Origin of the sequence: Neisseria bacilliformis (assembly GCF_014055025.1) — a bacterium.
Classification (GTDB): domain Bacteria; phylum Pseudomonadota; class Gammaproteobacteria; order Burkholderiales; family Neisseriaceae; genus Neisseria; species Neisseria bacilliformis.
On sequence record NZ_CP059571.1, the window covers coordinates 920706 to 944312 of the forward strand.

The 23607-nt window shown below is 58.9% G+C and carries 23 protein-coding genes; 13 read left to right on the forward strand and 10 right to left on the reverse strand.

What is annotated here, in order from left to right; all coding sequences use genetic code 11:
* Positions 1–204: 204 nt before the first annotated feature.
* The 8 genes from H3L91_RS04695 to glyQ form a co-directional block, all read right to left on the reverse strand.
* Positions 205–582: a hypothetical protein gene (locus tag H3L91_RS04695; RefSeq protein WP_040658806.1), complete on the reverse strand. Its 378-nt coding sequence runs from the start codon at positions 580–582 to the stop codon at positions 205–207.
* Positions 583–1007: 425 nt separating this feature from the next.
* Entirely contained in the window at positions 1008–2069 is a 1062-nt protein-coding gene (rfbB, locus tag H3L91_RS04700) for a dTDP-glucose 4,6-dehydratase (protein ID WP_007342406.1), read from the reverse strand.
* Positions 2066–3181, reverse strand: coding sequence for a glycosyltransferase family 9 protein (locus tag H3L91_RS04705; protein ID WP_007342407.1), 1116 nt, complete (start codon positions 3179–3181; stop codon positions 2066–2068). The genes rfbB and H3L91_RS04705 overlap by 4 nt, the downstream gene beginning before the upstream one ends.
* 91 nt (positions 3182–3272) lie before the next feature.
* Positions 3273–4181 (reverse strand): FkbM family methyltransferase, encoded by a 909-nt coding sequence (locus tag H3L91_RS04710; RefSeq protein WP_007342408.1) that lies wholly within the window; start codon positions 4179–4181, stop codon positions 3273–3275.
* Positions 4182–4469: 288 nt separating this feature from the next.
* On the reverse strand, positions 4470–5525 hold the full coding sequence (locus H3L91_RS04715) for a glycosyltransferase family 9 protein (RefSeq protein WP_040659437.1): 1056 nt from the start codon (positions 5523–5525) through the stop codon (positions 4470–4472).
* Positions 5526–5719: 194 nt separating this feature from the next.
* The gene (gene glyS / locus H3L91_RS04720) at positions 5720–7780 is read right to left on the reverse strand and encodes a glycine--tRNA ligase subunit beta (RefSeq protein WP_007342412.1); all 2061 of its coding nucleotides are present in this window, start codon (positions 7778–7780) and stop codon (positions 5720–5722) included.
* A 342-nt stretch (positions 7781–8122) separates the two neighbouring features.
* Entirely contained in the window at positions 8123–9976 is a 1854-nt protein-coding gene (msbA, locus tag H3L91_RS04725) for a lipid A export permease/ATP-binding protein MsbA (RefSeq protein WP_007342414.1), read from the reverse strand.
* 108 nt (positions 9977–10084) lie between these two features.
* Entirely contained in the window at positions 10085–10996 is a 912-nt protein-coding gene (gene glyQ / locus H3L91_RS04730) for a glycine--tRNA ligase subunit alpha (protein WP_040659439.1), read from the reverse strand.
* A 125-nt stretch (positions 10997–11121) separates the two neighbouring features.
* Between glyQ and H3L91_RS04735 the strand changes: the two genes are divergently transcribed.
* The 5 genes from H3L91_RS04735 to prmB all read left to right on the forward strand — a co-directional run bounded on the left by H3L91_RS04735 (position 11122) and on the right by prmB (position 14902).
* Entirely contained in the window at positions 11122–11793 is a 672-nt protein-coding gene (locus H3L91_RS04735; RefSeq protein ID WP_007342416.1) for an OmpA family protein, read from the forward strand.
* 154 nt (positions 11794–11947) lie between these two features.
* Positions 11948–13153 (forward strand): Hint domain-containing protein, encoded by a 1206-nt coding sequence (locus H3L91_RS12310; protein WP_007342417.1) that lies wholly within the window; start codon positions 11948–11950, stop codon positions 13151–13153.
* Positions 13150–13605, forward strand: coding sequence for a hypothetical protein (locus tag H3L91_RS12610; RefSeq protein ID WP_007342418.1), 456 nt, complete (start codon positions 13150–13152; stop codon positions 13603–13605). Before H3L91_RS12310 ends, H3L91_RS12610 begins: the two co-directional genes overlap by 4 nt.
* A complete protein-coding gene (locus tag H3L91_RS12615; RefSeq protein WP_040658813.1) occupies positions 13509–13757 on the forward strand; it encodes a hypothetical protein in 249 nt (82 codons plus the stop codon). The genes H3L91_RS12610 and H3L91_RS12615 overlap by 97 nt, the downstream gene beginning before the upstream one ends.
* Positions 13758–14002: 245 nt before the next feature.
* Positions 14003–14902 (forward strand): 50S ribosomal protein L3 N(5)-glutamine methyltransferase, encoded by a 900-nt coding sequence (prmB, locus tag H3L91_RS04750; protein WP_007342420.1) that lies wholly within the window; start codon positions 14003–14005, stop codon positions 14900–14902.
* A gap of 351 nt (positions 14903–15253) precedes the next feature.
* Here the strand turns inward: prmB and H3L91_RS04755 are convergent, their stop codons facing one another.
* Complete coding sequence (locus H3L91_RS04755; RefSeq protein ID WP_007342422.1) at positions 15254–15658, reverse strand: cupin domain-containing protein; 405 nt, start codon at positions 15656–15658, stop codon at positions 15254–15256.
* Between the two features lie 254 nt (positions 15659–15912).
* Here H3L91_RS04755 and H3L91_RS04760 point away from each other — a divergent pair, with 254 nt between their 5' ends.
* From H3L91_RS04760 to H3L91_RS04785, 6 genes are all read left to right on the forward strand, one after another.
* Positions 15913–16128 carry a YqaE/Pmp3 family membrane protein gene (locus tag H3L91_RS04760; protein WP_007342423.1) on the forward strand — a complete coding sequence of 72 codons (216 nt, stop codon included), beginning with the start codon at positions 15913–15915 and terminating at the stop codon, positions 16126–16128.
* Positions 16129–16360: 232 nt separating this feature from the next.
* A complete protein-coding gene (locus tag H3L91_RS04765; RefSeq protein WP_007342425.1) occupies positions 16361–18172 on the forward strand; it encodes a SurA N-terminal domain-containing protein in 1812 nt (603 codons plus the stop codon).
* 279 nt (positions 18173–18451) lie between these two features.
* Positions 18452–19015: a hypothetical protein gene (locus H3L91_RS04770; RefSeq protein ID WP_007342426.1), complete on the forward strand. Its 564-nt coding sequence runs from the start codon at positions 18452–18454 to the stop codon at positions 19013–19015.
* A gap of 97 nt (positions 19016–19112) precedes the next feature.
* Complete coding sequence (locus tag H3L91_RS04775; protein WP_040658815.1) at positions 19113–19574, forward strand: hypothetical protein; 462 nt, start codon at positions 19113–19115, stop codon at positions 19572–19574.
* A 61-nt stretch (positions 19575–19635) separates the two neighbouring features.
* A complete protein-coding gene (gene trxB / locus H3L91_RS04780; protein WP_007342427.1) occupies positions 19636–20586 on the forward strand; it encodes a thioredoxin-disulfide reductase in 951 nt (316 codons plus the stop codon).
* 84 nt (positions 20587–20670) lie between these two features.
* A complete protein-coding gene (locus H3L91_RS04785) occupies positions 20671–21180 on the forward strand; it encodes a peptidylprolyl isomerase (RefSeq protein WP_007342428.1) in 510 nt (169 codons plus the stop codon).
* A gap of 248 nt (positions 21181–21428) precedes the next feature.
* Here H3L91_RS04785 and H3L91_RS04790 read toward each other — a convergent pair whose 3' ends face one another.
* Positions 21429–22067, reverse strand: coding sequence for a DedA family protein (locus H3L91_RS04790; protein ID WP_040658817.1), 639 nt, complete (start codon positions 22065–22067; stop codon positions 21429–21431).
* Between the two features lie 183 nt (positions 22068–22250).
* On the opposite strand from H3L91_RS04790, the gene hda reads away from it, so the two are divergent.
* Together hda and H3L91_RS04800 are read left to right on the forward strand one after the other, a co-directional pair.
* A complete protein-coding gene (gene hda / locus H3L91_RS04795; protein WP_007342430.1) occupies positions 22251–22919 on the forward strand; it encodes a DnaA regulatory inactivator Hda in 669 nt (222 codons plus the stop codon).
* Positions 22916–23587 (forward strand): histidinol-phosphatase, encoded by a 672-nt coding sequence (locus tag H3L91_RS04800; RefSeq protein ID WP_007342431.1) that lies wholly within the window; start codon positions 22916–22918, stop codon positions 23585–23587. Before hda ends, H3L91_RS04800 begins: the two co-directional genes overlap by 4 nt.
* The last annotated feature ends 20 nt before the right edge of the window (positions 23588–23607 follow it).

The following is a 23607-nucleotide window of genomic DNA, read 5'->3' on the forward strand; positions in this document are numbered from 1 at the left end:
GTGAGGGTTTCAACTTTGTTGAAGCTGTGTTTTCAGACGGCCTGTTTTGGTTTTTGGTTGTGAGTGTTTTCAGGTAGCCTTGAACCGCGTGCGTGGCTGCGCCATACACCCTACTGCTGCGGTTGTTTTAACTGCATTGAAGCTGCGCTTTCAGGTAGCCTTTGAGGCCGTCTGAAAATGGGGTTTCAGACGGCCTGTTTGGTTTTACATCAGGGATTTGCCGTTGTAGAGGCCGAAGAAGCTGCGGATGTCGAAATAGACGCTGCGGCGGCTGCCGTCGGGGGCTTGGATATCGATGCGGTCGTAGATGCCGCCGCCTTCGTTGAGGAGGGCTTGGCCGACTTTGCGGTAGCCGGGCACGTTTTGGGCGATCCAGGCGTTTTCGGCGGCGATGCCGCGTGTGGTGTCGTTTTCGTTGATGACGACGGCGCGTTGGATGCTGCTGCCGTCGTTGGTTTGGGTTGGCGTGCGGGTTTGGCCGGCGGGGGCTGCGGGCGCGGGGTCGGTTTGCGGGGCGGCGCAGGCGGCGAGGGTGAGGGCGAGCAGGGCGGCGGCGAGGGTGTTGAGGGGTTTGTTTTTCATTGGGAGACTCCTTGTTTGGGGGTTGGGGGGGGTGTTTCCCTTTTGTGGGGAAACGGGGGTAAGGGTGTTGGTTTGCGGGTGGCCGTCTGAAAGCGGGGTTTGGTTGTGGAACGGGGTTTTATAGTGGATACAGATAAAAAGTATTCGGTGTAGGCTGGGCTTTAACCCGGCAAAATATCGGATAAATAGTGAGTTAGCCGGGCTGAAGCCCAGCCTACGATGGGTATCTTTTGTTTTGTTCTACTATAACTTCGTTGAAGCTGTGCTTTCAGACGGCCTGTTTGGGTTTGTCTGCGTGTGTTTTCAGGTAGCCTGACCGCGTGCGTGGTGGAGCCGCACACTCTACATCTAGTCTTCCCCGCGCGCTTGCAGGGGAGGGAGGAAGTGGGGTTTCAGGTAGCCTTTGAGGCCGTCTGAAAACGGCTTTACCGCCCGCCGAGGCGTTGCAGGCGGTAGCTGCCGTTGAGGACGTTTTGCCACCAGTCTGGGTTGTCGAGATACCACTGTACGGTTTTGCGGATGCCGCTGTCGAAGGTTTCTTGGGGTGCCCAGCCGAGCTCGCGTTGGATTTTGGCGGCGTCGATGGCGTAGCGGGTGTCGTGGCCGGGGCGGTCGGGGACGTGGGTGATGAGGTCGGTGTAGCGGGCAATTCCAGCGGGTTTTCGGGGGGCGAGTTCTTCGAGCAGGGCGCAGACGGTGCGGACGACTTCGAGGTTGGTTTTTTCGTTGTGGCCGCCGATGTTGTAGGTTTCTCCGGTTTTTCCATGGGTTACGACGGTGTGCAGGGCGCGGGCGTGGTCTTCTACGTAGAGCCAGTCGCGGATTTGGCTGCCGTCGCCGTATATGGGCAGGGGGCGGCCGGCGAGGGCGTTGAGGATGATGTGGGGGATGAGTTTTTCGGGGAAGTGGCAGGGGCCGTAGTTGTTGGAGCAGTTGGTGATGAGGGTGGGCAGGCGGTAGGTGCGCTGCCAGGCGCGCACGAGGTGGTCGCCGGATGCTTTGCTGGCGGAGTAGGGGCTGGACGGGGCGTAGGGGGTGGTTTCGGTGAAGAGGCCGTCTGAATCGTGCAGGTCGCCGTAGACTTCGTCGGTGGAGATGTGGTGGAAGCGGAAGGCGGCGCGCTGGTTTTCAGGCTGCTTTTCGAAATAGGCGCGGGCGGCTTCGAGCAGGGTGAAGGTGCCGACGATATTGGTTTGGATAAATTCGCCTGCGCTGTCTATGCTGCGGTCAACGTGGCTTTCGGCGGCCAGGTGCATGACGGCGCGGGGTTGGTGCTGCGCGAAGATGCGCTCGAGCGCGGCACGGTCGCAGATGTCGGCGTGCTCGAAGGTGTAACGCGGGGAGCCGGCCACGGCGGCGAGGGATTGGAGGTTGCCGGCGTAGGTGAGTTTGTCGAGGTTGACGACGCGCTCGCTGGTGTTTTGGATCAGGTGGCGGATAAGGGCGGAGCCGATAAAGCCGGCGCCGCCGGTGATGAGGAGGGTCATGGGGCGGGGGTGGGGTTGGTTGCGGAATCGGGGAGCAGGCCGCGCAGTTGGGTGTTGAGCCAGTCTGCGCCGTCTTGGACGGGGAAGTCTTCTCGGAACAGCCAGCTTTTGTATTCGTCGTCCGCCTGGTCGTAGCCGGTTTTGGCGATCATCATAAAGTGCGGCACGTCGGCGCGGTGCAGGGGCGACCAGGTGTTGATGTTGTGTTCGACGTAAAAGCTCAGCAGCGGGCGTTTGGCGGCGCAGGCAAGGTGGGCGGTGCCGCTGTCCACGCTGATGACGAGGTCGGCGGAGGCGGTTACGGCGATGTATTGTTGCAGCGTGGTGGGGGCGGAGAGGCGGATGTCGATGTCGGCATCAAGCAGGCCGGTAAGCGCGGCAAAAAACGCTTCGGCGGTTTTGGTGCGGCAGAGCAGGAACTGCACGCGCGGGCGCAACTCGGGCGCGAGTTTGTTCAGCAACGCGGCCAAATCGCGCGGTTCGACGGCTTTAAAAGGGACGCTGCCTTGCGGGGCGACAAACACTTTGATTTTGCCGCCCGCTTGCCAAAAGGGCGCGGCCTGCCGTTTTTCTTCTTCGGCAAACCCGAAACAGATTTCCGGCGCGGGAACCGGGTGGTGTTTGGCGAACTCGGAGGTGTTCAGGTGGCGGGAAACGTGTTCGCGCGGGGAAAAGGGGCAGTAGAAATCGTAGTTTTTGATGTTGCCCAAGTGGTAGTGCGGCTTTTCCTTTTTTTTGAAAATCATGGTGGCGCGCGGGGAGAGGATTTTGTTTTTAATCAGCTCGCGGCTGGTAAACACTTCGTGGAAGTCTAAAAACAGATCCCATTTTTTGCGGTGTTTGAAAAACGACGGCCATTTGAGTTCGACCAGCTCGTCCACGGCGGGGCAGTGGGAGAGGATTTCGCGGTTGCGCGGGGTAACGAAGATGCCGATGTGCGCCTGCGGGTACATTTTTTTAATCTGCGCGGCGTAGGCGGTGTTGATAACGGCGTCGCCGACGGCTGTGCCCAGCGGCTGGATGAGTACGGAGCGGACGTTGCGGAAATCGAAATCGGGGCAGGGTTTTTTGTGTCCGAATAGGGAAACGATGATTTTCTTATGGAGTTTCATGGTGCTGCCTGTGGTGGATAACGGGTTGGCGTGGTGCTGAGGCCGTCTGAAAAAATGCGGGCGGGGGGTTCAGACGGCCAGATGCTTTGTTTTACCATGCACCGATGGAAATTTCAGGCCAGTTGGGATTGCACGGTGCATCCAATGCGGTGGGATAAACGGCTTTGTCCGGTTCAAATTCAAAATCTGCCGTGCGCACATAAGTGATTTCATATGCATCGCCGTAGAAAGGCAGACCTTGTTTTGCCGTTTGCGGATAGCCGTAGTTGTTGGCGTGGACGTGAATCGGTGTATGGGTTTTGGCTACTTTGCGCAAAATTTCCAAGCGGCGGTCGAAGCCGTCTAAAAATGGCGAAAGATGATGCCATTCGATAATAATCTGCTTGAACTGTTTGATTTGCTCTTCGCTGATTTCTTCAAACACGGTCCATTCCGCGCCCTCAATATCGATTTGCAGGATGATGTTGTCTTTGCCCTGATGCCCCAAGTCGTCAAAAATTTGGCCGATGGTTTTGGTATCCGGCGTGTTTTGCGAGGGCGCGGCGATATTGTTGCGGTGAAAGTGCATATTCGGGTGGCTGTTGGGCGCGGCTTCGATTGTGCCGTCGTATTGGAACACTTGGTGGCCGTTTTCTGCCATTGTCAAATCCCACGGGCTGTAATCGGACACGCCGAAGCTGTATGCGATGTCGCCGCTGTCGGGCGGCAGCATCACATAGCCGCCGTCGTGGCCGCTGCCGATGCGCTGCTTTTGTGCGCCGATGCATTTATAGGGTTTCACAATTTCCAACAGCTCGCCGATTTTGGCGTAAGCATGCACATAGTCGTGCAGGCTTCTTAATTTAAAGTGTTCTGCCAGTTCGGCATAATCGGTTTCTTTTTTTATTTCTTTGATTTCCCATTTGTTGCCGCCAAACAGAATATCTCTGATTTGGCGGCGGAGCGTCGGGTCGGGTATCAGACCGCTGACAATGCGGACGTGCAGGGGAGACATGGACATGGTTTTCCTTTATGTGTTTGGGGTTGTTGGACGGTTGCTGCTGTGCTGCGGGTTTTCAGACGGCCTCTGTGTGCCGTCATTCCCGCGCAGGCGGGAATCTTGTCGGGGTTGTGGCGGCGGTGTTTTTTCTACCTTTGGCTGCGGTGCAACCAAGATTCCCGCCTGCGCGGGAATGACGGCGGTGGGGTGTTGCGGGTTTCAGGCTGCTTTTCAGACGGCCTTTTGGTTTTCAGGCTGCCTGTGCCGCCGTGCGTAATCATACCCGATATGACGGGGGCTTGGGCGGGCTTAGGCAGGCCAGTCGGGCGGGAGGTTTTCGGGGGTGAGTTCGTTGATGTTGTCGCGGTAATAAAGGATGGTGGCGGGGGTTTGGGTGTAGGGCAGCCAGTAGTTCAGTCCTTCGTTGCGGTAGAGGCCGATGAGGGGTTTGCCGAGGCCGGCGGCGATGTGGACGGTGGCGGTGTCGGGGGAGATGACGCGGCCGGCCTGGCGGATGAGTTCGATATTGTCTTGTATGGTTTGGGTTTTTGGGTAAACGTGGCAGTTCGGGGCGGTTTGGGCGAGTTGTTGCAGCAGGGGGGTTACGTCGGGGTGGCTGAGGAGGACGAACTGCCGTTGGGGGTGTTTTTGGGCGAAGTATTGCAGCCAGATGGCGATGTTTTCAGGGGTAAAGCGGCGGGCGTTGGCGGCGCCGAAGAAGTTGACGGCGGTGTAGTCTGCGATGCCGTGTTGCTGCAAAAAGGCGGCGACGGCGGCGGCGGTGGGGAGGTGTTCGGGGAGGTCGTAGGCGGTGTCGATGTCGGTAAAGCCGCAGATTTGCAGGGCTTGGCGGTAGATTTCGCTGAAATGCTGGTTGGTGTCGGGGATGTTGCAGTTGAAGATGCGGTAGTGTTGTTTGGCGAAGCCGATGTTGTAGGGGGCCGCGATGCTGCGGATAAGGCGCAAATCGCGGGTGCGGATGAAGGCGGTGGGGTCGATGAGGACGTCGTATTGTCCGGCGATGCTGCGGCCGACGGCGCAGTAGGAGCGGGTGCTTTTGGCTTTGACGATGTGGACGGCGTCGATGTGGGGGTTTTGGTCGAACAGGCTGCGGTTGGCTTGGGTGCAGATAACGCCGATGCGGATGTGGGGGGTGGCTTTTTTGATTTCGCGGAAGACGAAGGAGCTGACGATGTAGTCGCCGATTTTGCCGTCTTGGCGCAGGAAGAGGATGGCTTTGATATGTTGGGGCGCAAGGGGTGTTTCAGACGGCCTCGGAGGGCGGTCGAACAGGGCTTTGCCGATGCGGATGCGCAGCTTTTGCAGGGGTTTTTTGAGGGCTTTGAAGAGGGTTTTCGGGGTCATGGGCTTAGGGTTTTCAGGCTGCTTTTTTGGGGTTTTCAGACGGCGTTTTTTGCTTTTCAGACGGCCTTTTGCTTGTTCAGGTAGCCTTTTGTGTTTCAGGCTGCCTTTATATTTGGGAAACCGCGTGCGTGGCGGAGCCACACACCCTACGAGGCAGCCTGAAAACCGCAAAACCGTTTTCAGGCTGCCTCAACTCACTCCCCCAGCAGCGCGATATCCGCCACGGCGTTCATCTGTTGCGACAACTGGTTGAGCAGGTTCAGGCGGTTTTGCTTCACGGCGGTATCGTCGGCCATCACCATCACGCCGTCGAAGAAGGCATCGACCTGCGGTTTGACGGCGGCCAGTTCCGATAAGGCAGCCTGAAAGTCCTGACGCGCCAGCGCGGCTTCGATTTTGGGCTGCATGGCCTGTGCGGCGGCGTAAAGGGCGTGCTCTTCGTCTTGCTGCAACAGGGCTTCGTTTACCGCGCCCAGTTCGGCATCGGCTTTTTTGAGCAGGTTTTGCACGCGTTTGTTGGCGGCGGCCAGCGCGGCGGCTTCGGGCAGGGCTTTGAAGGAGGCGACGGCGTCGAGTTTGGCGGCCAAATCGTTCAGACGGCCCAGGCGTTTGGCGAGTACGGCGGCCACAATATCCTGCGGATAATCGTTTTGCAGCAATACGGCCAGCCGCGCCTGCATAAAGTCGGCCACTTCGGCGGGGGTTTTGTCGTTTAACAAGCCTTGCGGGAAGCTGGCAAAGGCCGTCTGAATCAGATCGTTTACGTCCAAGCCGTGCTGCATCAGCATCCGCAAAATGCCCAGCGCGGCGCGGCGCAGGGCGTAGGGGTCTTTGTCGCCGGTGGGAACCAGGCCGATGCCCCAGATGCCGACCAGGGTTTCGAGTTTGTCGGCCAGCGCCACGGCGGTGGCGACGGGGCTTTCGGGCAGCGCGTCGCCGGCAAAACGCGGGCGGTAGTGCTGCTCGAGAGCATCGGCGATGGCGGCGTTTTCACCGTCGAGGCGGGCGTAGTATTTGCCCATGGTGCCTTGCAGCTCGGGGAACTCGCCCACCATTTCGGTAACGAGGTCGGCTTTGGCCAGCCGCGCGGCGCGTTCGGCTTGGGCGCGGTCTGCCCCCAGCGCGGCGGCGGTGTGGGCGGCGATGCTTTGCAGCCGCTCGATGCGTTCGGCCTGCGAGCCGATTTTGTTGTGGTACACCACGTTTGCCAGCTTGGGCAAACGGCTTTCAAGCGTGTTTTTCTGGTCTTGTTTGTAGAAAAATTCGGCGTCAGACAGGCGCGCGCGCAAAACGCGCTCGTTGCCGTGGATGATGTGCGAGGGGTCGGCGGCTTCGAGGTTGGATACCAGCAAAAAGCGGTTCATCAGGCGGCCGTTTGCGTCCAAAAGCGGGAAATATTTTTGGTTTTGCTGCATGGTGAGAATCAGGCATTCTTGCGGCACTTCCAAAAAATGCGCTTCAAAACCGGCTTCCAGCACCACCGGCCATTCCACCAGCGCGCTTACTTCGTCGAGCAGGGCTTCGTCGGCGGCCACTGTGGCATTTAGACGGCCTGCGTGTTGGTTTAAGGCCGTCTGAATCGCGGCTTTGCGGGTGGCGAATGAGGCGATGACCTTGCCCTGCTCGCGCATTTGTTCGGCGTAGGAATCGGCGTTTTCAATGGTAATCAGGCCGTCTGAAAGGAAGCGGTGTCCCAAAGTGGTATTGCCGCTTTGCAAACCCAATACATTGGCGGGCACGACGTTTGCACCGTGCAAAATCACCAGGCCGTGAACGGGGCGCACGAAGGTGTGCGTGCTGCTGCCCCAGCGCATCACTTTGGGAATCGGCAGCTTTTTCACCGCCTGATTGATGATATCTTCCAAAAGTTCCGCCAGCGGCTTGCCTGCTTGGGTGAACTCGTGGGCGTATACGTCCTGCTTGCCGTCGTGGATGATTTTCAGGCTGCCGATGTCGGCGCCGCAGGAGCGGGCGAAGCCTTCGAGCGCTTTGGTGGGCGCACCGTCTTTCATCGCGTTGGCGACGGCCGGGCCTTTTTTGACAACGTGCTGGTCGTCCTGCACGGCTTTGACGTTTTGCACCTGCACGGCCAAACGGCGCGGCGAAGCGTAGGCGGTGTATTGTGCATCACCCTGAATCAGCTGCGCTTTTTCCAAGCCTTCGGCCACAGCGGCGGCAAAAGCGTTGCCCAGATTGTTGAGGGCTTTGGGGGGGAGTTCTTCGGTGAGGAGTTCGATGAGGAGGGGTTGGGTCATTTTGGGGGGGCTTTCGGTTTGGCCGCGCGGGCGGCGTGTTTGTTTGCGGGGTTTGGGGTTCAGACGGCCTCTGTTGATGTTGAGGCCGTCTGAAAAGGCGGGAACGCGTGCGTCGCTTGGGCGACACACCCTACTTCAACGGTAGAGGCCGTCTGAAAAAAGGCAGAAACCGCGTGCGTGGCTGCGCCACACACCCTGCGTTCAGGCCGTCTGAAAACGGGGTTTCGGGCTTTGCTTTTTTGTTTTTCAGACGGCCTGTGTTGATGTTGAGGCCGTCTGAAAAAAGGCGGGAACGCGTGCGTGGCTGTGGCGACACACCCCACATTCAGGCCGTCTGAAAACCTATCCGCCGACGGGCATTTTGCGGCTTAGTGCGGCGTAGTAGCCTTGTTTGGCCAGCAGTTCGGCGTGGCTGCCCTGTTCGATGATGCGGCCGGCGTCCATGACGATGATGCGGTCGGCCTGTTCGATGGTGGTGAGGCGGTGGGCGACGATGATGCTGGTGCGGTTGCTCATCAGTCGTTCGAGTGCCTGCTGCACGAGGCGTTCGGATTCGTTGTCAAGCGCGCTGGTAGCTTCGTCCAGCAGCAGCACGGGGGCGTCTTTCAATATGGCGCGGGCGATGGAGACACGCTGCCGCTGGCCGCCGGAGAGCTGGTTGCCGTTCGCGCCGATGGGCATGTGCCAGCCTTGCGGGTTTTGCTGCACGAAGTCCCACAGGTTGGCGGCTTTGAGGGCGGCTTCCACGTCGGCTTCCGAAGCGTCGGGGCGGCCGTAGAGCACGTTATTATACAGGGTGTCGTCAAACAGGAAGACGTCTTGCGAAACGAGGGCAAACTGGCGGCGCAGGCTTTCGAGGGTGAGGTTTTCAATATCGGTGCCGTCCAGAAAGATGCTGCCGGATTCGGGCTCGACAAAGCGGGGAAGCAGGTTGACGGCGGTGGTTTTGCCGCTGCCGGAGCTGCCGACGAGGGCGGTTTTTTCGCCGGGGGCGATTTCGAGGCTGAAATCGTCGAGGGCTTTGCGCTCCTGCCTGCCGTAGCGCACGCTGACGCGGTCGAATTTCAGACGGCCTTGGGCGCGGTCTATGGTTTGCGAGCCGGTGTCGGTTTCGTCGGGGGTGTCGAGGAAGGCGCAGACGTTGTCGGCAGCGATGAACATGGCCTGCATGGGGATGCCGACGTTGGCGAGGTTTTTGATGGGGGCGACCATTTGCAGCATGGCGATGATGAAGGCCATGAATTCGCCGATGGTGGTGGTGCCGCTGCGGCTCTGCCACAGGGCGATGAAGATGACGACGGCCAGGGCGACGGAGGCGATCAGCTCGCTCACGGGCGAGCGGGCGGAGGAGGCCTGGGCGATTTTTTTGTTGATGCGGGAGATTTTGTCGTTCACGGCGGCGAAGCGGTCGAGGGCGTTTTGGTAGCCGCCGAACATTTTGACGATGCGGTGCCCCTGGTGCAGCTCGTTGATGACGGTGGTGAGCTCCGATAAGGTGGTCTGCGCGCCGATTTGCGGCTCTTTGAGGCGTTTGCGGTAGTAGGACGAGAGCCACAGCAGCGGCGGGAACATCATCACCACCACCAGGCTGAGCTGCCAGTTGAGATAGAGCAGCACGGCCACCAGCCCGGCCACGATCAGGCTGTCGCGGCAGACGGTGATGAACACGCTTGATGCGTTGGAGATGGCGATGCCGGCCTGCACAAGGAAGCGGCCGGAGAGGTTGCCGGAGGATTCGTCCTGCTGCGTCTGCGAGGAGAGGCGCAGCATTTTGGCGAACATGTCGCGGCGCAGCCCGCGCATCGCTTCCACGCCCACCCACGAGAGCAGGTAGTCGCTGACAAACCGCCCCAGCCCGCGCAGGGTCATCAAAAAGACGAGAAACAGCGGCACCGCCCACAGCTTGTGTTCCGTGCCCCAGATGAGGTGGTTCATTTTTTCTTTCAGGGCGACGACGCTGGCATACCAGTGCCCCGCTTCGCCCAGCTGCGGCGCGGCTTCGGGCGCGGCGAAGCCCTGGTTGACCAGCGGGGCGATGAAGGCGGCCAGATAGCTTTCGGTGGCCGCCACGGTGGCGATGGCGAGAAACGCCCAGAAAATGCGCATCTTGTAGGGCAGGATGTAGCCCATCAGCCGCCTGAAATTCTGCGTGTCCTGTTTGTTGAAAATGCTGAAAGATTTTTCTTTTTCACTCATGGGGCGGTGTTCCGGTGGGGTGTTTTGCCAAGCCGCTTTTTCAGACGGCCTTTTTTTCAGACGGCCTTTTGTTTACCAGAGGCCGTCTGAAAATAGGTTACAAATAGGTTACGCCGCCTGCGCCTGGTTTTTCAGCAGCGGGAAGCCGAGTTTTTCGCGCCCTTCCACATATTTCTGCGCCACGCTGCGGCTGAGGGCGCGGATGCGGCCGATGTAGGTGGCGCGTTCGGTAACGGAAATCGCGCCGCGTGCGTCGAGCAGGTTGAAGGTGTGGCCGGCTTTGAGCACCAGCTCGTAGGCGGGCAGGGCGAGGTTGGCGTCTTCGAGCGCGAGCAGGCGTTTGGCTTGGGCTTCGTAGTCGTTGAATTGGGCAAGCAGCCAGTCGGCATCGCTGTATTCAAAGTTGTAGGTGGATTGTTCGACTTCGTTTTGGTGGTACACGTCGCCGTAGGTGAGCACTTGGCCGTCGAGGGTTTTTGTCCACACGAGGTCGTACACGTTTTCCACGCCTTGCAGATACATGGCCAGGCGTTCGATGCCGTAGGTGATTTCGCCGAGTACGGGGGCGCAGTCGATGCCGCCGACCTGCTGGAAATAGGTAAACTGGGTAACTTCCATGCCGTTGAGCCACACTTCCCAGCCCAAGCCCCATGCGCCGAGCGTGGGGTTTTCCCAGTCGTCTTCGACGAAGCGGATGTCGTGGACTTTCGGGTCGATGCCCAATTCGCGCAGGGAGTCGAGATAGAGGTCTTGAATATTGGCGGGCGCGGGTTTGAGGGCTACCTGGAACTGGTAATAGTGTTGCAGGCGGTTGGGGTTGTCGCCGTAGCGGCCGTCTTTGGGGCGGCGGCTGGGCTGCACATAGGCGGCAAACCACGGCTCGGGGCCGAGCGCGCGCAGGCAGGTGGCGGGGTGGGATGTGCCCGCGCCGACTTCCATGTCGAAGGGTTGCAGGAGGGCGCAGCCTTGGGCGGCCCAGTAGGTTTGCAGTTTGAAGATGATTTGCTGGAAGGTGAGCATGGTAAAGATGTGTTGCTGGCTGAAAAGCGGGCATTTTACTGTTTTGGCCGTGGGTTGGATAGCTTCGCGCCCGCAATGCATTTATAATGCCGAAAATTTTTGTCCGTCTTTGTTAAAGGAACGTTATGAGCAGCAATCAGAAAGAAAAAGAACAGAAAATCGGCCTGTGGGTGGCCGGCAGCGCGGCCGGGCTGGCGGTGCTGGTGATCCTGTTTTTGTCGGTTTGGGGCTGGGAAACCGGCCGCATCGAAGGCTCGCCCGACTACGGCCGCGCGGCGTCGCAGGAAGAAGCGGGGCAGCCTGCCCCGACACCGCAGGGCGGCGAAGACACCGGCGTGGTGATTCTGTTGGACAAAGGCGAAGCCCCGGCGCAAGTCCCCGAGCAGGTGGAATTCGTGGCCGAGCCGGATGACGCCCCCGCCGCCGCGCCGGAAAACGCCCCCGCGCCGCAGCAGCCTGCCGCAGCGCAAGACGAAGCCAAAATCGTGGCGCAGGGCGGCGTGGTGAAATTCTATTTCGCCACCGGCAAATCCGACGTGCCTTCCGGCGCGCAGGAAGCCCTGAAAGATGTGCTGGTGGCCGCGCTGGGCGGCAAAAAAGTGGTCGTTTCCGGCTATCACGACAGCACCGGCAACGCCGCCTTCAACGAAGAACTCTCCAAACAGCGCGCCCTGGCCGTACGCGCCGTGTTGCAGGGCTTCGGCGTGCCGGACAAGCAAATCGAGCTGCGCAAACCGGAAAACACCGAAGCCGGCAGCGGCGAAGAAGCCCGCAGGGTGGAAGTGTTTGCCGAGTAACGCTAGGGCGTGTTGACAATCAGCATTTTGGCGGTTTTTACGCCCTAGTCAGAGGCCGTCTGAAAAGCCGTAAAGCGGTTTTCAGACGGCCTGTTTTTATATCCGATATTTCGATACTGCCAATATCTACCGCGATAAACAGGGGCGTACCGTAATGGAACTGATGGATTCAAAAGGAAATTATAATATTGTGTTTGGGTTTGGATTTAAGACAAAAGGTTATAAACACGAGACTATTAAACAATGGCTGAACGATTTATACAAAGAATCTTCCATCCTTAAAACCTCGCCCGATGGTATGTTGCTGAAAATCGGCAGGAAGTTTCAATATGACAAACATCGGGAAGCATTTGAAGAGATTTTTGTTAAACCGATTGTTAAAGGGGAATGGGATGAAATCCGTCATGTAATGGACACAATAGAAACCTATACCGGAAGAATAGTCAGTAAAGATGAACAATTACAGGCAATTAAGGAAATGTTTGAAAGTGAACGTTATCTAATACTTTCCCCAAAAGACAAATTGCTCTATGACCTGCATCAAAAAATATCCGATACCAGGCCGTCTGAAAAAGAGATGGCGCAACATGCCTGCTTTATCGCCGGAACATTGGTGCATACCGACAAAGGTCTGGTTCCCATCAATAAAATTAAGGTTGGCGATAGGGTGTTATCACGAGATGAAAATAATCCCGATGCTGAAAATGTGTACAAGCGCGTGGTTTCTACTTTTAAATCGGCGGAGAAGAAACGGATTATTCATCAGAAATATCTTACGCAGGAAGGATATGGCTATTTGTTCTGTACCGAAGACCATCCGATTTGGGTAGATTATTTCATGGATGTTGTTGAAGATGAAAACGGCAAACTGATTCCCGAACGTACCTATAATGAGTGGGTACCGGCACTCTATCTTTCTTCGTATGATGATCATGCGCTGCGTACGGTTGATAACGGCTTTGCCACTGTTGAGAGTTTTGAAACCGTTTCAAAGGCGACACGTGTTTTTGGTCAAAATTATATTTGTTTATGGGATAACAGGTATGGTGAGTATGAGGATCGGTTTATTACCGTAACCGAAGACGATTACACCATTTGGGAGCAGGGTTATGGGATAGATATTATTGATGGAGTGAGGCAGGTTGTACCGGAACCAAGTATGTTATTGCCCAACGAAAAAGTCTGCCGCTATATGCCAGGCGAAGGACCTGATGGTTATGATGACACTATTGAAGGTTTCGGTGACGACTACTACGCCTATGTTTACAACATCGAAGTGGAAGATACGCATACTTATTTTGTTGGTGCGGCCGGTATTTGGGTGCATAACTGCGGCGGCGCGGCAAGGAATTGCAAATGATCAGCGAACAACGCCGATTGGAGTTGGAAAAACTCGCCGCCGCCGTCAATGCCGCGCACGACCGCTACTATTGCGAAATGGACGAGGCCGATTTTGCCGACGAGTTTGCAGAGTTTGCAGACGACGACGGCGAAGACGAAGTCTACACCGCATGGTATCGGGCCATCCTGCGCCAGCGCGAAATCGGCTTCGACGCTTTCGCCGCCGAGGTCAGACAGGCATTCGACAACGCCGCGCCCACGGGCGAAGAGCTGCACGAGCTGATGGCGCACTACAACATAACTACGACGACGGCGCGGGTCTGCCCGCATGGGTCGTCGCCCATCCCGCCTGCACGCTGGCCACCGCGCAGCAGGTGTACTGGCTGTGCTACCCCGCCGCCTTTTACCAAGACTACGGCGCGCCGCAAAACACCCCCGCCGGCAGCATCGGTTACGATATTGCGCAACTGATCGTTGCCATCGAAGAAAAAGCCCGCAGCGGCGGCTTCGTCGAATCGCCCGGGCAAACCGCCGAACTGCGCGGCGACGAAAGCATCGCGGAAGCAATTGCCTACGCGTCCCTGGACAAAATCCCCGCCGCCCTGTGGCAGGGGTTGGCCTGACAAGCTGCCGACGCGCAGAGGCCGTCTGAAAACCGGTTTTTCAGACGGCCTGTTTCCTATTCCACCCGTGCCGAACCACAGGTAGGGTGTGTTGTCCCGAGGCGACGCACGCGGTTTTGCCGTTGGAGGCTGTCTGAAAAACGTGAAAACCCGTTTCCACTCCGTTGCAACCGCGTTTTCAGACGGCCTCCAAGCGTCGGCGCAAGCTGCGGTATAATCCGCGCGTTTTGTTAAGGAATGCAACGATGTTTAAAGAAGCCTCCGCCTGCCTCGATACCGTGCGCGACTTTCTGCGCTTTGCCGTCAGCCGTTTCAACGAAGCCGGGCTGTTTTTCGGCCACGGCAGCGACAACGCCCACGACGAAGCCGCCTACCTGATTCTGCACACGCTCAACCTGCCGCTGGACATCCTCGAACCCTATCTCGATGCCCGCCTGCTGCCGTCGGAAAAACACCGCCTGCTCGAACTTATCGAGCGGCGCGTCAAAGAACGCGTGCCCGTGGCCTACCTCACCCGCCACGCGCGGCAGGGCGATTTCGACTTTTATGTGGACGAACGCGTCATCGTGCCGCGCTCCTTCATCGCCGAGCTGCTGGGCGAACCGCTGCGCCCGTGGATCGAATACGACGAACTCGTCCACAACGTGCTCGATTTGTGTACCGGCAGCGGCTGCCTCGCCATTCAGGCCGCCTGCCACTACCCCGACGCCGTTGTCGATGCGGTGGACATCAGCCTCGATGCGCTGGAAGTGGCCGCCGTCAACGTGGAAGACTACGGCTTGCAGGAGCGCGTCAACCTTATCTACACCGACCTGTTTGAAGGCTTGGAAGGCCGCTACGACCTCATCATCACCAACCCGCCCTATGTGGACGCCGAATCCGTGGCCGCACTGCCGCCCGAATACCGGCACGAGCCCGAACCCGCGCTGGGCAGCGGCGAAGACGGCCTCGACGCCGTGCGCCGCATCCTGCCGCAGGCCGCCCGCTTCCTCAACCCGCACGGCGTGCTGCTGGCCGAAATCGGCCACAACCGCGACGCACTCGAAGCCACCTTCCCCGAACTGCCCTTTGTCTGGCTCGACACCAGCGGCGGCGACGGCTTTGTTTTCCTGCTTACGCGCGAACAGCTTTTGGGCGGGGTGTAGGGTGTGTTGACATTCAGCCTTGCGGCGGTGTTTTTGGTAAAAAACACCCGCCTGCCGCGTCAAAAATGCGCGCAAGGTGTCCAACCTTGCTGCGCTTTTTTCCTTGCATTCGGGCATTTTTTACTCAAAAAACCGCTCGCAAGCTGATTGTCAACACACTCTAGGGGCTGTCGGCAATCAGGCCGTCTGAAAACGCAGTTTCAACGAAGTTAAAACCCTGCAACACGGTTTTTGGCTGCGCCGAAACTACGTTTTCAGACGGCCTTAAAACACCGTTGCGGATGCGCGAAACCCGATGAGAAACAAAAAGCGCGGATGACTACCCATCCGCGCTTTTCATCTGCGCCGCATTCAATGGCTGTGCGCGTGTTCGTGTTCATGGCCGTGGTCATGCCCGTTGGGTGCGTCGTCTTCGCGCACCAGCGTAACGACAAAGCCGCTGTCTTCCCGCGCCTTGCCGGAGATGAAGTCGCTGCCGGAGAAGCGCATCACATCGCCCTGTTTCAACTCGTGTTTCTCGCCGTCGTTCAGCACAAAGTCCGCGCGGCCTTTGGTCATGGTCAGCAGCACGCTGTGGCCGGGGTGGTTGTGCCGCTTCATTTCGCCGCCCGCGTTCAGGTTTTTGCGCACGACGACATAGTTGGGCGCGTCGAAAATCTTGCCCTCGCCCGAGGCGGTTTCGGCGGCGGGCGCGGCGTGGAGGGCGGCGGCAAAGGCAAGCGGCAGAAGGGCTGCAAGCGTTTTGATGTGTTTCATTGGTTTTCCTTTCGGTTAAGGCATTTAAAGGAAAACGGATATTACCACGCCTGATTCCTGCTATCAAAAGCGGCGCAATCGCATTCAGGCTGTCTGAAAACGGCGTTTCAACAAAATGAAAACGCGCCCGCACCGGCACAAACGCAAATTGTGATTATCGTTTCTTGACAGATATGAACGGTTCATAACATAATTGCGCAAGCCGCACTGACGTGCATTTTCTTTACCGTTCTGACAACCGAAAGGTCATTTGTATGAAAGACAACAAGCCCGTATTGGTCATCCTCGCCATTTTCCTGCCTTTCCTTGCCGTGTATTTCGCCAGCGAAGGCAATCCCAAGCAGATGGTGCGCACCCTGATTGCCTTTGTCGGCAGCTGCGTGTTTTTCGTTCCCGGTTTGCTCTACGCGCTGGACATCGTGCTCGACTGGAAGGCCGTTTACCCGAAAATCGACGAGCTGATCAAATAATCCCGCTCCCGCCCGCCGCCGCAAGCGGCGGTTTTTGTTTGCCCGCCGCCTGCCGTTTGCGGTTCTGCCGCCCCTTTTTCAGACGGCTTCTGCGCCTGCTTTTGAGGCCGTCTGAAAAACCGCGCCGCCCCGTTTTCAGAAACGTCATCCCTGCGTAGGCGGGGACGGCCTCTGCGGGCAAAATCGGTTACAATGGCGGCCTTTTATCCACACGTTCCAACCCGTACACACCATGTTTGCAACCGTAGAAAAATACAGCGGCCCGGCGAAAATTATGCTCGGCCTGATCGCGCTCACCTTCGTCGGCTTCGGCGCGGGCGGCATCATCGCCACCGGCTCCGACTACATCGTCAAAGTCGGCGGCGAAAAAATCTCCACCCAAAACGTGCAGGAAGCCCAGCGCGAGCAGAATCTGGGCAGCGGGCAGGACGCGCTCGCCTACCTCACCGAACGCGCCTACCTGGCCGAAGGCGCGAAAATGATGGGCATCGGCGTGTCCGAAGCGCAGTTGAAACAGGTGATTGTGGACGACCCGGGCTTCCACGACGAAAACGGCCGGTTCAGCGAAGCCAAATTCCGCCTCTTTTTGCAGCAGGGCGGCCTCACCGAAGAGCGTTTCCTGGAAAACCTGCGCAACAGCTTCGCCCTGCAAAACCTCGTCAACCTCGCCGGCGGCGGCAACATCGTCAGCAGCGCGCAGGCAGAGCAGTATGCCGCCCTGATGCTGGCCGACCGCGAAATCCGCAGCATCGCCCTGGACCCGAAAACCTTCGCCGCGCAGATCAAAGCCGACGATGCCGCGCTCAAAGCGTATTACGACAAAGACAAAAGCAAATACCGCCTGCCGCAGGCGGTGAAATACCAATACATCGAACTCTCGCCGCGCACGCTGGCCGAAAGCCAGAAAGTCGGCGAAGACGAGTTGAAAAAAGCGTTTGAAGAACAACAGAAAAACGCCGCGCCCACCCGCGAAGTGGCGCACATCATGCTGAAAACCGAAGGCGACGCGGCCAAAACCAAGGCAGAAGCCGAAAAAATCCTCGCCGAAGCCAAAGCCGCACCCGAAAAATTCGCCGAGCTGGCGGCGAAATACTCGCAGGACGCGGGCACGGCGCAAACCGGCGGCAGCCTCGGCGCGGTGGGCAAAGACAGCCCGCTGCCCGAAGCCTTCAAAACCGCCGTGTCCGCGCTGGGTCAGGGCGACATCGCGCTGGTGGAAGGCGAGGGCGCGTTCCACATCGTGCGCGTCGGCAACGTGCGCAGCGGCCTGAGTTTCGAGGAAGCCAAACCCGCGCTCGAAGCCGCGCTGAAAGAGAAAAAAGCCCGCGAAGCCGTGGCCAAAACCCGCGACACCCTGCGCCAGATTGCGTTTGAAAAACCCGAAAGCCTGCAACCGGCCGCCGAAGCCACCGGACTGACGGTGCGCGACAGCGCAGACTGGCTCTCCCGCGAAAACGCGCAGCAGTCCGGTCTGCCCGCCGAAGCCGTGGAAGCCCTGTTCGGCGACGACGTGTTCAAGAAAAAACACAATTCCGACCTGATCACCGCCGGCGACACCAGCTGGGTGCTGCGCGCCACCGATACCCGCGCCGAAAGCGTGCCCGCCTTCGAGAAGGCCAAAGAACAGGTGCGCGCCGCCTACCTCAACAGCGAAGCGGCCAAAGCCGCCGAAGCGCAGGGCAAAAAACTCCTCGCCGAGCTGCAAAAAGGCGGCACGCCGCAGCTCGAATGGTCGAGCGTGGAAACCCTCACCGCCGCCGACGCCCGCCTGCGCCTGCCGCCGCAGGCACTCTCCGCACTGGCCAAAGCCCGCCCCGCGCAGGGCAAACCCGCCTACGTGTTGCTCGAAGGGCTGCCCGCGCCCGTGCTGGTCGAAGTGCGCTCGATCAAAGTGCCGCAAACCTCCGCCGAAGACGGCAAACTCATCCGCACCCGCCTGGCCGAACACACCGCCATCGGCATGTACAATGGCCTCACCGCCTACCTCAAAGGCAAAATCCCCGCCGAACAGGGCAAACAGAAACTCGACGGCGCGGGACATTAAACGGCAGACCCTAGGCCGTCTGAAAACGGGACTTCAACGAAGTTATAGTTGAACAAAATAAAAAATGTCCGTCGTAGGCTGGGCTTCAGCCCAGCTGATTCGCTGTTTAATTTATCGGATATTTTGCCGAGCGAAGCCCGGCCTGCATCGGATACTTTTAATCTGTATCCACTATAAAAAATCGGTTTCGCCCACCCGCAGCGTTTTCAGACGGCCTTGATTTTCCGCCGCCGCGCCCGATATGCCGCCGCGTTCCGCAACAACAGCATAAGGAAACCCATGAAACGCACCGCCGCCCTCATCCTCTGCACCCTCGCGCTGGCCGCCTGCGACAACGGCAGACAGGCCGAGTTGGAAAAACAAATCCAACAGCAGCAACAGCAAATCAACCAGTTGCAGGCGCAGGCATCCGCCGCCGCCGACCAAACCGTCTACCAGCTCAACCCCGAAGCCGTCAACGAAACCCTCTCGCCCGAAGCGCAGGAAAAAGGCAAAAACGGCGAAACCGTAACCGGCAGCGACGGCCAGCAATACGTTTACGACCGCTCCACAGGAAGCTGGCTGCTGCAAAGCCTGATCGGCTCGGCGGCCGGCGCGTTCATCGGCAACGCCCTGGCCAACCGGTTCAGCCGCGCCGCCGTCTCCCCCGCCACCCAACAGGTGCAGAGCCGCTACGAGCAGGAATATAAAGGCAAACGCGCCGCCGCCCCCACCACCCTGCGCCCGCGCAACCCCGCCCCTGCCCAGCAGGCCAACACCTACCGCCCCACCGACCGCGCCCAGCCCAACTACCGCCAGCCCCGCCGCAGCGGCTTCGGCGGCTTCGGCCGCAAGCGCAGATAAACTTTTCAGACGGCCTCAAAGCTGCGGCAAACGCTTTGAGGCCGTCTGAAAACATCCGTTTCCGTTTTTTCATCCATTAACCATTAAGGAGCATCTCATGAATCCGCGCCACGCCGCCGCCGTTCTCGCCGCCGCCGTCTCCCTCTCTGCTACCGCCGCAGTCGAAACCGCCGACAGCTGCGCCTTCGTCGAAAACAAAGGCGTCGAAACCACCTACCGCTGCGAATTTTCCGGCACGCTCGCCCAAGCCTACGCCCACTTCCAAGGCGGCCGCTACCGCTACACCCCCGTCGAAACCGAAACCTTCATCTCCGACGAAATCCCGCGCGATACCGGCCTGCCGCGCACCCTGCCGAAAACAAACCGCAAAGCCTCCGACAGCAGCCCGGGCGATTGCGGCAGCTACCGCCACGAATACCGCTTCGCATACAAGGGCGGCAACACCGTCAGCGTCAAAAGCGGCGGCATGGACGACTGCATCGCCGGCGACGGCTTCCAAACCCGCTACGAAAAACGCGGCGGTAAAGTCATCGTTACCCACACCGTCTTCTCCTCCTGATTCATCATGAGGCCGTCTGAAAACATTTTCAGACGGCCTCAAACCCCCGAAAGGACAGCCCGTGAGCAAACAACACCACAAACTCATCATCCTCGGCTCCGGCCCCGCCGGCTACACCGCCGCCGTTTACGCCGCCCGCGCCAACCTCCACCCCGTCATCATCACCGGCGTCGAACAGGGCGGCCAGCTCATGACCACCACCGAAGTGGACAACTGGCCGGCCGACGCCCAAGGCGTGCAGGGCCCCGAGCTGATGGCGCGCTTCCTCGCCCACGCCGAACGCTTCGGCACACAAATCGTCTTCGACCACATCCATACCGCCGATCTGCACGCCCGCCCGTTCAAACTCAGCGGCGACGCCGGCGAATACACCTGCGACGCCCTCATCGTCGCCACCGGCGCGTCCGCCAAATACCTCGGCCTGCCCGGCGAAGAAACCTATGCCGGACGCGGCGTGTCCGCCTGTGCCACCTGCGACGGCTTTTTCTATAAAAAACAACACGTCGCCGTGGTCGGCGGCGGTAACACGGCGGTTGAAGAAGTCCTGTATCTGGCCAACATCGCCGACACCGTAACCCTCATCCACCGCCGCGACAGCTTCCGCGCCGAAAAAATCATGGTCGACAAACTCATGCGCCGCGTCGCCGAGGGCAAAATCATCCTCAAAACCAACGCCGTACTCGAAGAAATCCTCGGCGGCGACAACGGCGTCAGCGGCGCGCGCCTCAAATTCAACGACGGCACAAGCCAAGACATCGCCGTCAGCGGCATCTTCATCGCCATCGGCCACAAACCCAACACCGACATCTTCAAAGGCCAGCTCGACATGGACGAAGCCGGCTACCTCAAAACCCAAGGCGGCAGCGGCGGCAACGTCGGCGCAACCAACATCGAAGGCGTGTGGGCGGCCGGTGACGTGAAAGACCACACCTACCGCCAGGCCATCACCAGCGCGGCCTCCGGCTGCCAGGCCGCACTCGATGCCGAACGCTGGCTCGACAGCCAAAGCTAATCCAATCCGTACAGGCCGTCTGAAAGCGCAAAAGCCTTTTTTCAGACGGTCTCCTATCCACCTGTATCAAAGAAGGAAACCCCCATGATCAAACTCACCACCAACAAAGGCGTCATCACCCTCGAACTCGACCACCAAAACGCCCCCGTAACCGCCGCCAACTTCGAGCAATACGTCAAAGACGGCTTCTACAACGGCGTGATTTTCCACCGCGTCATCCCCGGCTTCATGATCCAAGGCGGCGGCATGACCCCCGACATGGGCGAAAAAGCCACCCGCGCCCCCATCGAAAACGAAGCACACAACGGCCTCGCCAACGACAAATACACCATCGCCATGGCGCGCACCTCCGACCCCCACTCCGCCTCCGCCCAATTCTTCATCAACACCGCCGACAACGCCTTCCTCAACCGCCGCGCCAAAGAAATGCACGGCCGCACCGTCGTGCAGGACTGGGGCTATGCCGTGTTCGGCAAAGTGGTTGACGGCAAAGACGTCGTGGACGCCATCGAACGCGTCGCCACCAAAACCCACGGCTACCACGACGACGTGCCCGTAGAACCCGTCATCATCGAAAAAGCTGAAATCGTCTGATTCCCGCGCCCGAAATACAGAGAAGCCGTCTGAAAAACGTTTTTCAGACGGCTTCTTTTATTGTGAGGTAACACAAAAGACGTAGGCCGGGCTTCAGACCGGCAAAACATCAGAAAAACAGGTTTCAGCTTGCGCAGGGTGGGTCTTGACCCACCGTTTCCAACCCAAAGCAAGGCACGCGGCCGTTGCCGTTCAGGCCGTCTGCAAACTTTACACGTCAGCCAAACCCTGTTTCAGACGGCCTCCTGTCAACGCTCGCCCGCCCGTTTCGCCCGAATAATCTCCACCGCCATCGGCAAAAGCGACACCGCAATAATCCCCGCCAGCACCAGACTCATGTTTTTCCTCACGATTTCCGTGTTGGCGAAAAAATAGCCCGCGTAGGAAAACAGCATCACCCACAAAGCCGCGCCGATAATGTTGTAGCGGATAAAGCGGCCGTAGTGCATGTCCGCCATCCCTGCTACAAAAGGGGCAAAGGTGCGCACAATCGGCACAAAACGCGCGATGATGATGGTTTTACCGCCGTATTTCTCATAAAAAGCATGGGTTTTTGCCAAATGGCTCTGGCGGAAGATTTTGGAATCGGGATTGGCAAACAGCTTCGCGCCGAAGTATTTGCCCACCGCGAAATTCACCGCGTCGCCCAGCACGGCGGCGGCAAACAGCAGCAGCATCATCAAATGAATGTCCATCCCGCCCACCGCCGCAATGCCGCCGGCGGCAAACAGTAGCGAATCGCCCGGCAGAAAAGGCGTTACCACCAGCCCCGTTTCGCAAAACACAATCAGAAACAGCAGCCCATAAATCCACGCGCCATACTGCGCGGCCAGCTCCGCCAAATGCACGTCGACGTGCAGGACAAAATCAATCAGGGTCTGAATCATACGGTTTCCCCAAACGGACAAAAGCGCGGATTGTAACCGAAACGAAAGGCCGTCTGAAAACGCGGTTCGGCAGCCGGAACGCCGTTTTAACTTCCTTGAAACCCCGCTTTCAGACGGCCTCTCTGTAAACCGTCGGCGAAAGCGGCTACAATCGCGCGGTTTTTCCATCCGAGCAGGTGGCCTGTGGACCAACTGATTTTCGACTTTGCCCGCCGCGACTATCCGGGGTTTGACAAATTCCTCGGTGCGGCCAACCGCGAGCTGGTGTTTGTGCTGCAACAGGCGCGGGAGCGGTTTGTGTACGTTTGGGGCGCGGCGGGCACGGGCAAAAGCCACCTGCTGCGCGCGTGGGCGGGGCAGGCGGCGCGGCAGGGGGCGGATGCGCGTTACATCGATGCCAAAACCATGCCGCTGGACGCGTCTGCGCTGGAAGCCGAATACCTCGCCGTCGATCAGGCCGACCGGCTCAAACCCGCCGAACAGGCTCTGCTGTTTGAAATTTTCAACCGCTTCCGCAACAGCGGGCGAGGCCGCCTGCTGCTTTCCGCCGACCTGCCGCCCGCGCAGCTGGCCGTGCGCGAAGATTTGCGCACCCGCATGGGCTATTGCCTGGTGTACGACATCAAGCCCTTGTCCGACGAAGAAAAAATCGCCGCCCTCACGGGCATGGCGCGGGCGCGGCAGCTCGATTTGGACGAGGGCATCTTCCGCTATCTGCTCAACTACTGGCAGCGCGACATGGACAGCCTGGTGAAAATGCTCGACACCCTCTGCCTTTACGCCGCCACCACGCGCCGGCGCATGACCCTGCCGCTGTTGCGCCGCCTTTTGAAACAACAGGAAACCGCATGAAAAACCTCGCCATTTTCGATTTGGACAACACGCTCATCAACACCGATTCCGACCATGCCTGGCCGCAGTATCTGATGGCCAAAGGCTTGGCGGACGTTGCCGAAACCGAAAAACAGAACGAAAAATTCTACCGCGACTACCAAAACGGCTGCCTCGACATCGACGCCTTCCTCGCCTTCCACCTTGCGCCGCTGAAAAACTTTTCCCGCGCGGAATTGGACGAAATGCACCGCGAGTTCAGCGCGCAATATATCGAGCCGCACATCACGCCGATGGCGCAAATGCTGGTGCAGAGCCACCGCGACGCGGGCGACGAACTGCTCGTTATCTCGTCCACCAACGAATTCATCATTACGCCCATCTGCCGCCTGTTCGGCATTGAAAACGTCATCGGCACGCAGCTCGAAACCGACGGCGAAGGCCGCTACACCGGCCGCTATACCGGCACGCCCAGCCTGAAAGAAGGCAAAATCACCCGCCTGCACCAATGGCTCGCGGCACGCGGCGAAAGCCTGGCCGACTACGGCAAAACCTATTTTTACAGCGACTCGAAAAACGACCTGCCGCTTTTGCGTCTGGTGAGCGAACCCGTGGCCGTCAACCCCGACGCGGAGCTGCTGCGCGAAGCGCGGGAAAAAGGCTGGCCGGTGCTCAATTTCAAAGCGTAGAGGCCGTCTGAAAGCGCAGC

Excerpts from the sequence above, each read along its gene's own strand:
- H3L91_RS12610 (WP_007342418.1), top strand. The coding sequence starts at position 13,150 with ATGATCAGCGAACAACGCCGATTGGAGTTGGAAAAACTCGCCGCCGCC.
- H3L91_RS04770 (WP_007342426.1), top strand. The coding sequence starts at position 18,452 with ATGAAACGCACCGCCGCCCTCATCCTCTGCACCCTCGCGCTGGCCGCC.
- prmB (WP_007342420.1), top strand. The coding sequence starts at position 14,003 with ATGTTTAAAGAAGCCTCCGCCTGCCTCGATACCGTGCGCGACTTTCTG.
- H3L91_RS04765 (WP_007342425.1), top strand. The coding sequence starts at position 16,361 with ATGTTTGCAACCGTAGAAAAATACAGCGGCCCGGCGAAAATTATGCTC.
- H3L91_RS04785 (WP_007342428.1), top strand. The coding sequence starts at position 20,671 with ATGATCAAACTCACCACCAACAAAGGCGTCATCACCCTCGAACTCGAC.
- H3L91_RS04710 (WP_007342408.1), bottom strand. The coding sequence starts at position 4,181 with ATGTCCATGTCTCCCCTGCACGTCCGCATTGTCAGCGGTCTGATACCC.
- H3L91_RS12310 (WP_007342417.1), top strand. The coding sequence starts at position 11,948 with ATGGAACTGATGGATTCAAAAGGAAATTATAATATTGTGTTTGGGTTT.
- msbA (WP_007342414.1), bottom strand. The coding sequence starts at position 9,976 with ATGAGTGAAAAAGAAAAATCTTTCAGCATTTTCAACAAACAGGACACG.
- H3L91_RS04695 (WP_040658806.1), bottom strand. The coding sequence starts at position 582 with ATGAAAAACAAACCCCTCAACACCCTCGCCGCCGCCCTGCTCGCCCTC.
- H3L91_RS04775 (WP_040658815.1), top strand. The coding sequence starts at position 19,113 with ATGAATCCGCGCCACGCCGCCGCCGTTCTCGCCGCCGCCGTCTCCCTC.
- rfbB (WP_007342406.1), bottom strand. The coding sequence starts at position 2,069 with ATGACCCTCCTCATCACCGGCGGCGCCGGCTTTATCGGCTCCGCCCTT.
- H3L91_RS04760 (WP_007342423.1), top strand. The coding sequence starts at position 15,913 with ATGAAAGACAACAAGCCCGTATTGGTCATCCTCGCCATTTTCCTGCCT.
- glyS (WP_007342412.1), bottom strand. The coding sequence starts at position 7,780 with ATGACCCAACCCCTCCTCATCGAACTCCTCACCGAAGAACTCCCCCCC.
- H3L91_RS04790 (WP_040658817.1), bottom strand. The coding sequence starts at position 22,067 with ATGATTCAGACCCTGATTGATTTTGTCCTGCACGTCGACGTGCATTTG.
- glyQ (WP_040659439.1), bottom strand. The coding sequence starts at position 10,996 with ATGCTCACCTTCCAGCAAATCATCTTCAAACTGCAAACCTACTGGGCC.
- H3L91_RS04735 (WP_007342416.1), top strand. The coding sequence starts at position 11,122 with ATGAGCAGCAATCAGAAAGAAAAAGAACAGAAAATCGGCCTGTGGGTG.
- H3L91_RS04705 (WP_007342407.1), bottom strand. The coding sequence starts at position 3,181 with ATGAAACTCCATAAGAAAATCATCGTTTCCCTATTCGGACACAAAAAA.
- H3L91_RS04800 (WP_007342431.1), top strand. The coding sequence starts at position 22,916 with ATGAAAAACCTCGCCATTTTCGATTTGGACAACACGCTCATCAACACC.
- H3L91_RS04755 (WP_007342422.1), bottom strand. The coding sequence starts at position 15,658 with ATGAAACACATCAAAACGCTTGCAGCCCTTCTGCCGCTTGCCTTTGCC.
- H3L91_RS04715 (WP_040659437.1), bottom strand. The coding sequence starts at position 5,525 with ATGACCCCGAAAACCCTCTTCAAAGCCCTCAAAAAACCCCTGCAAAAG.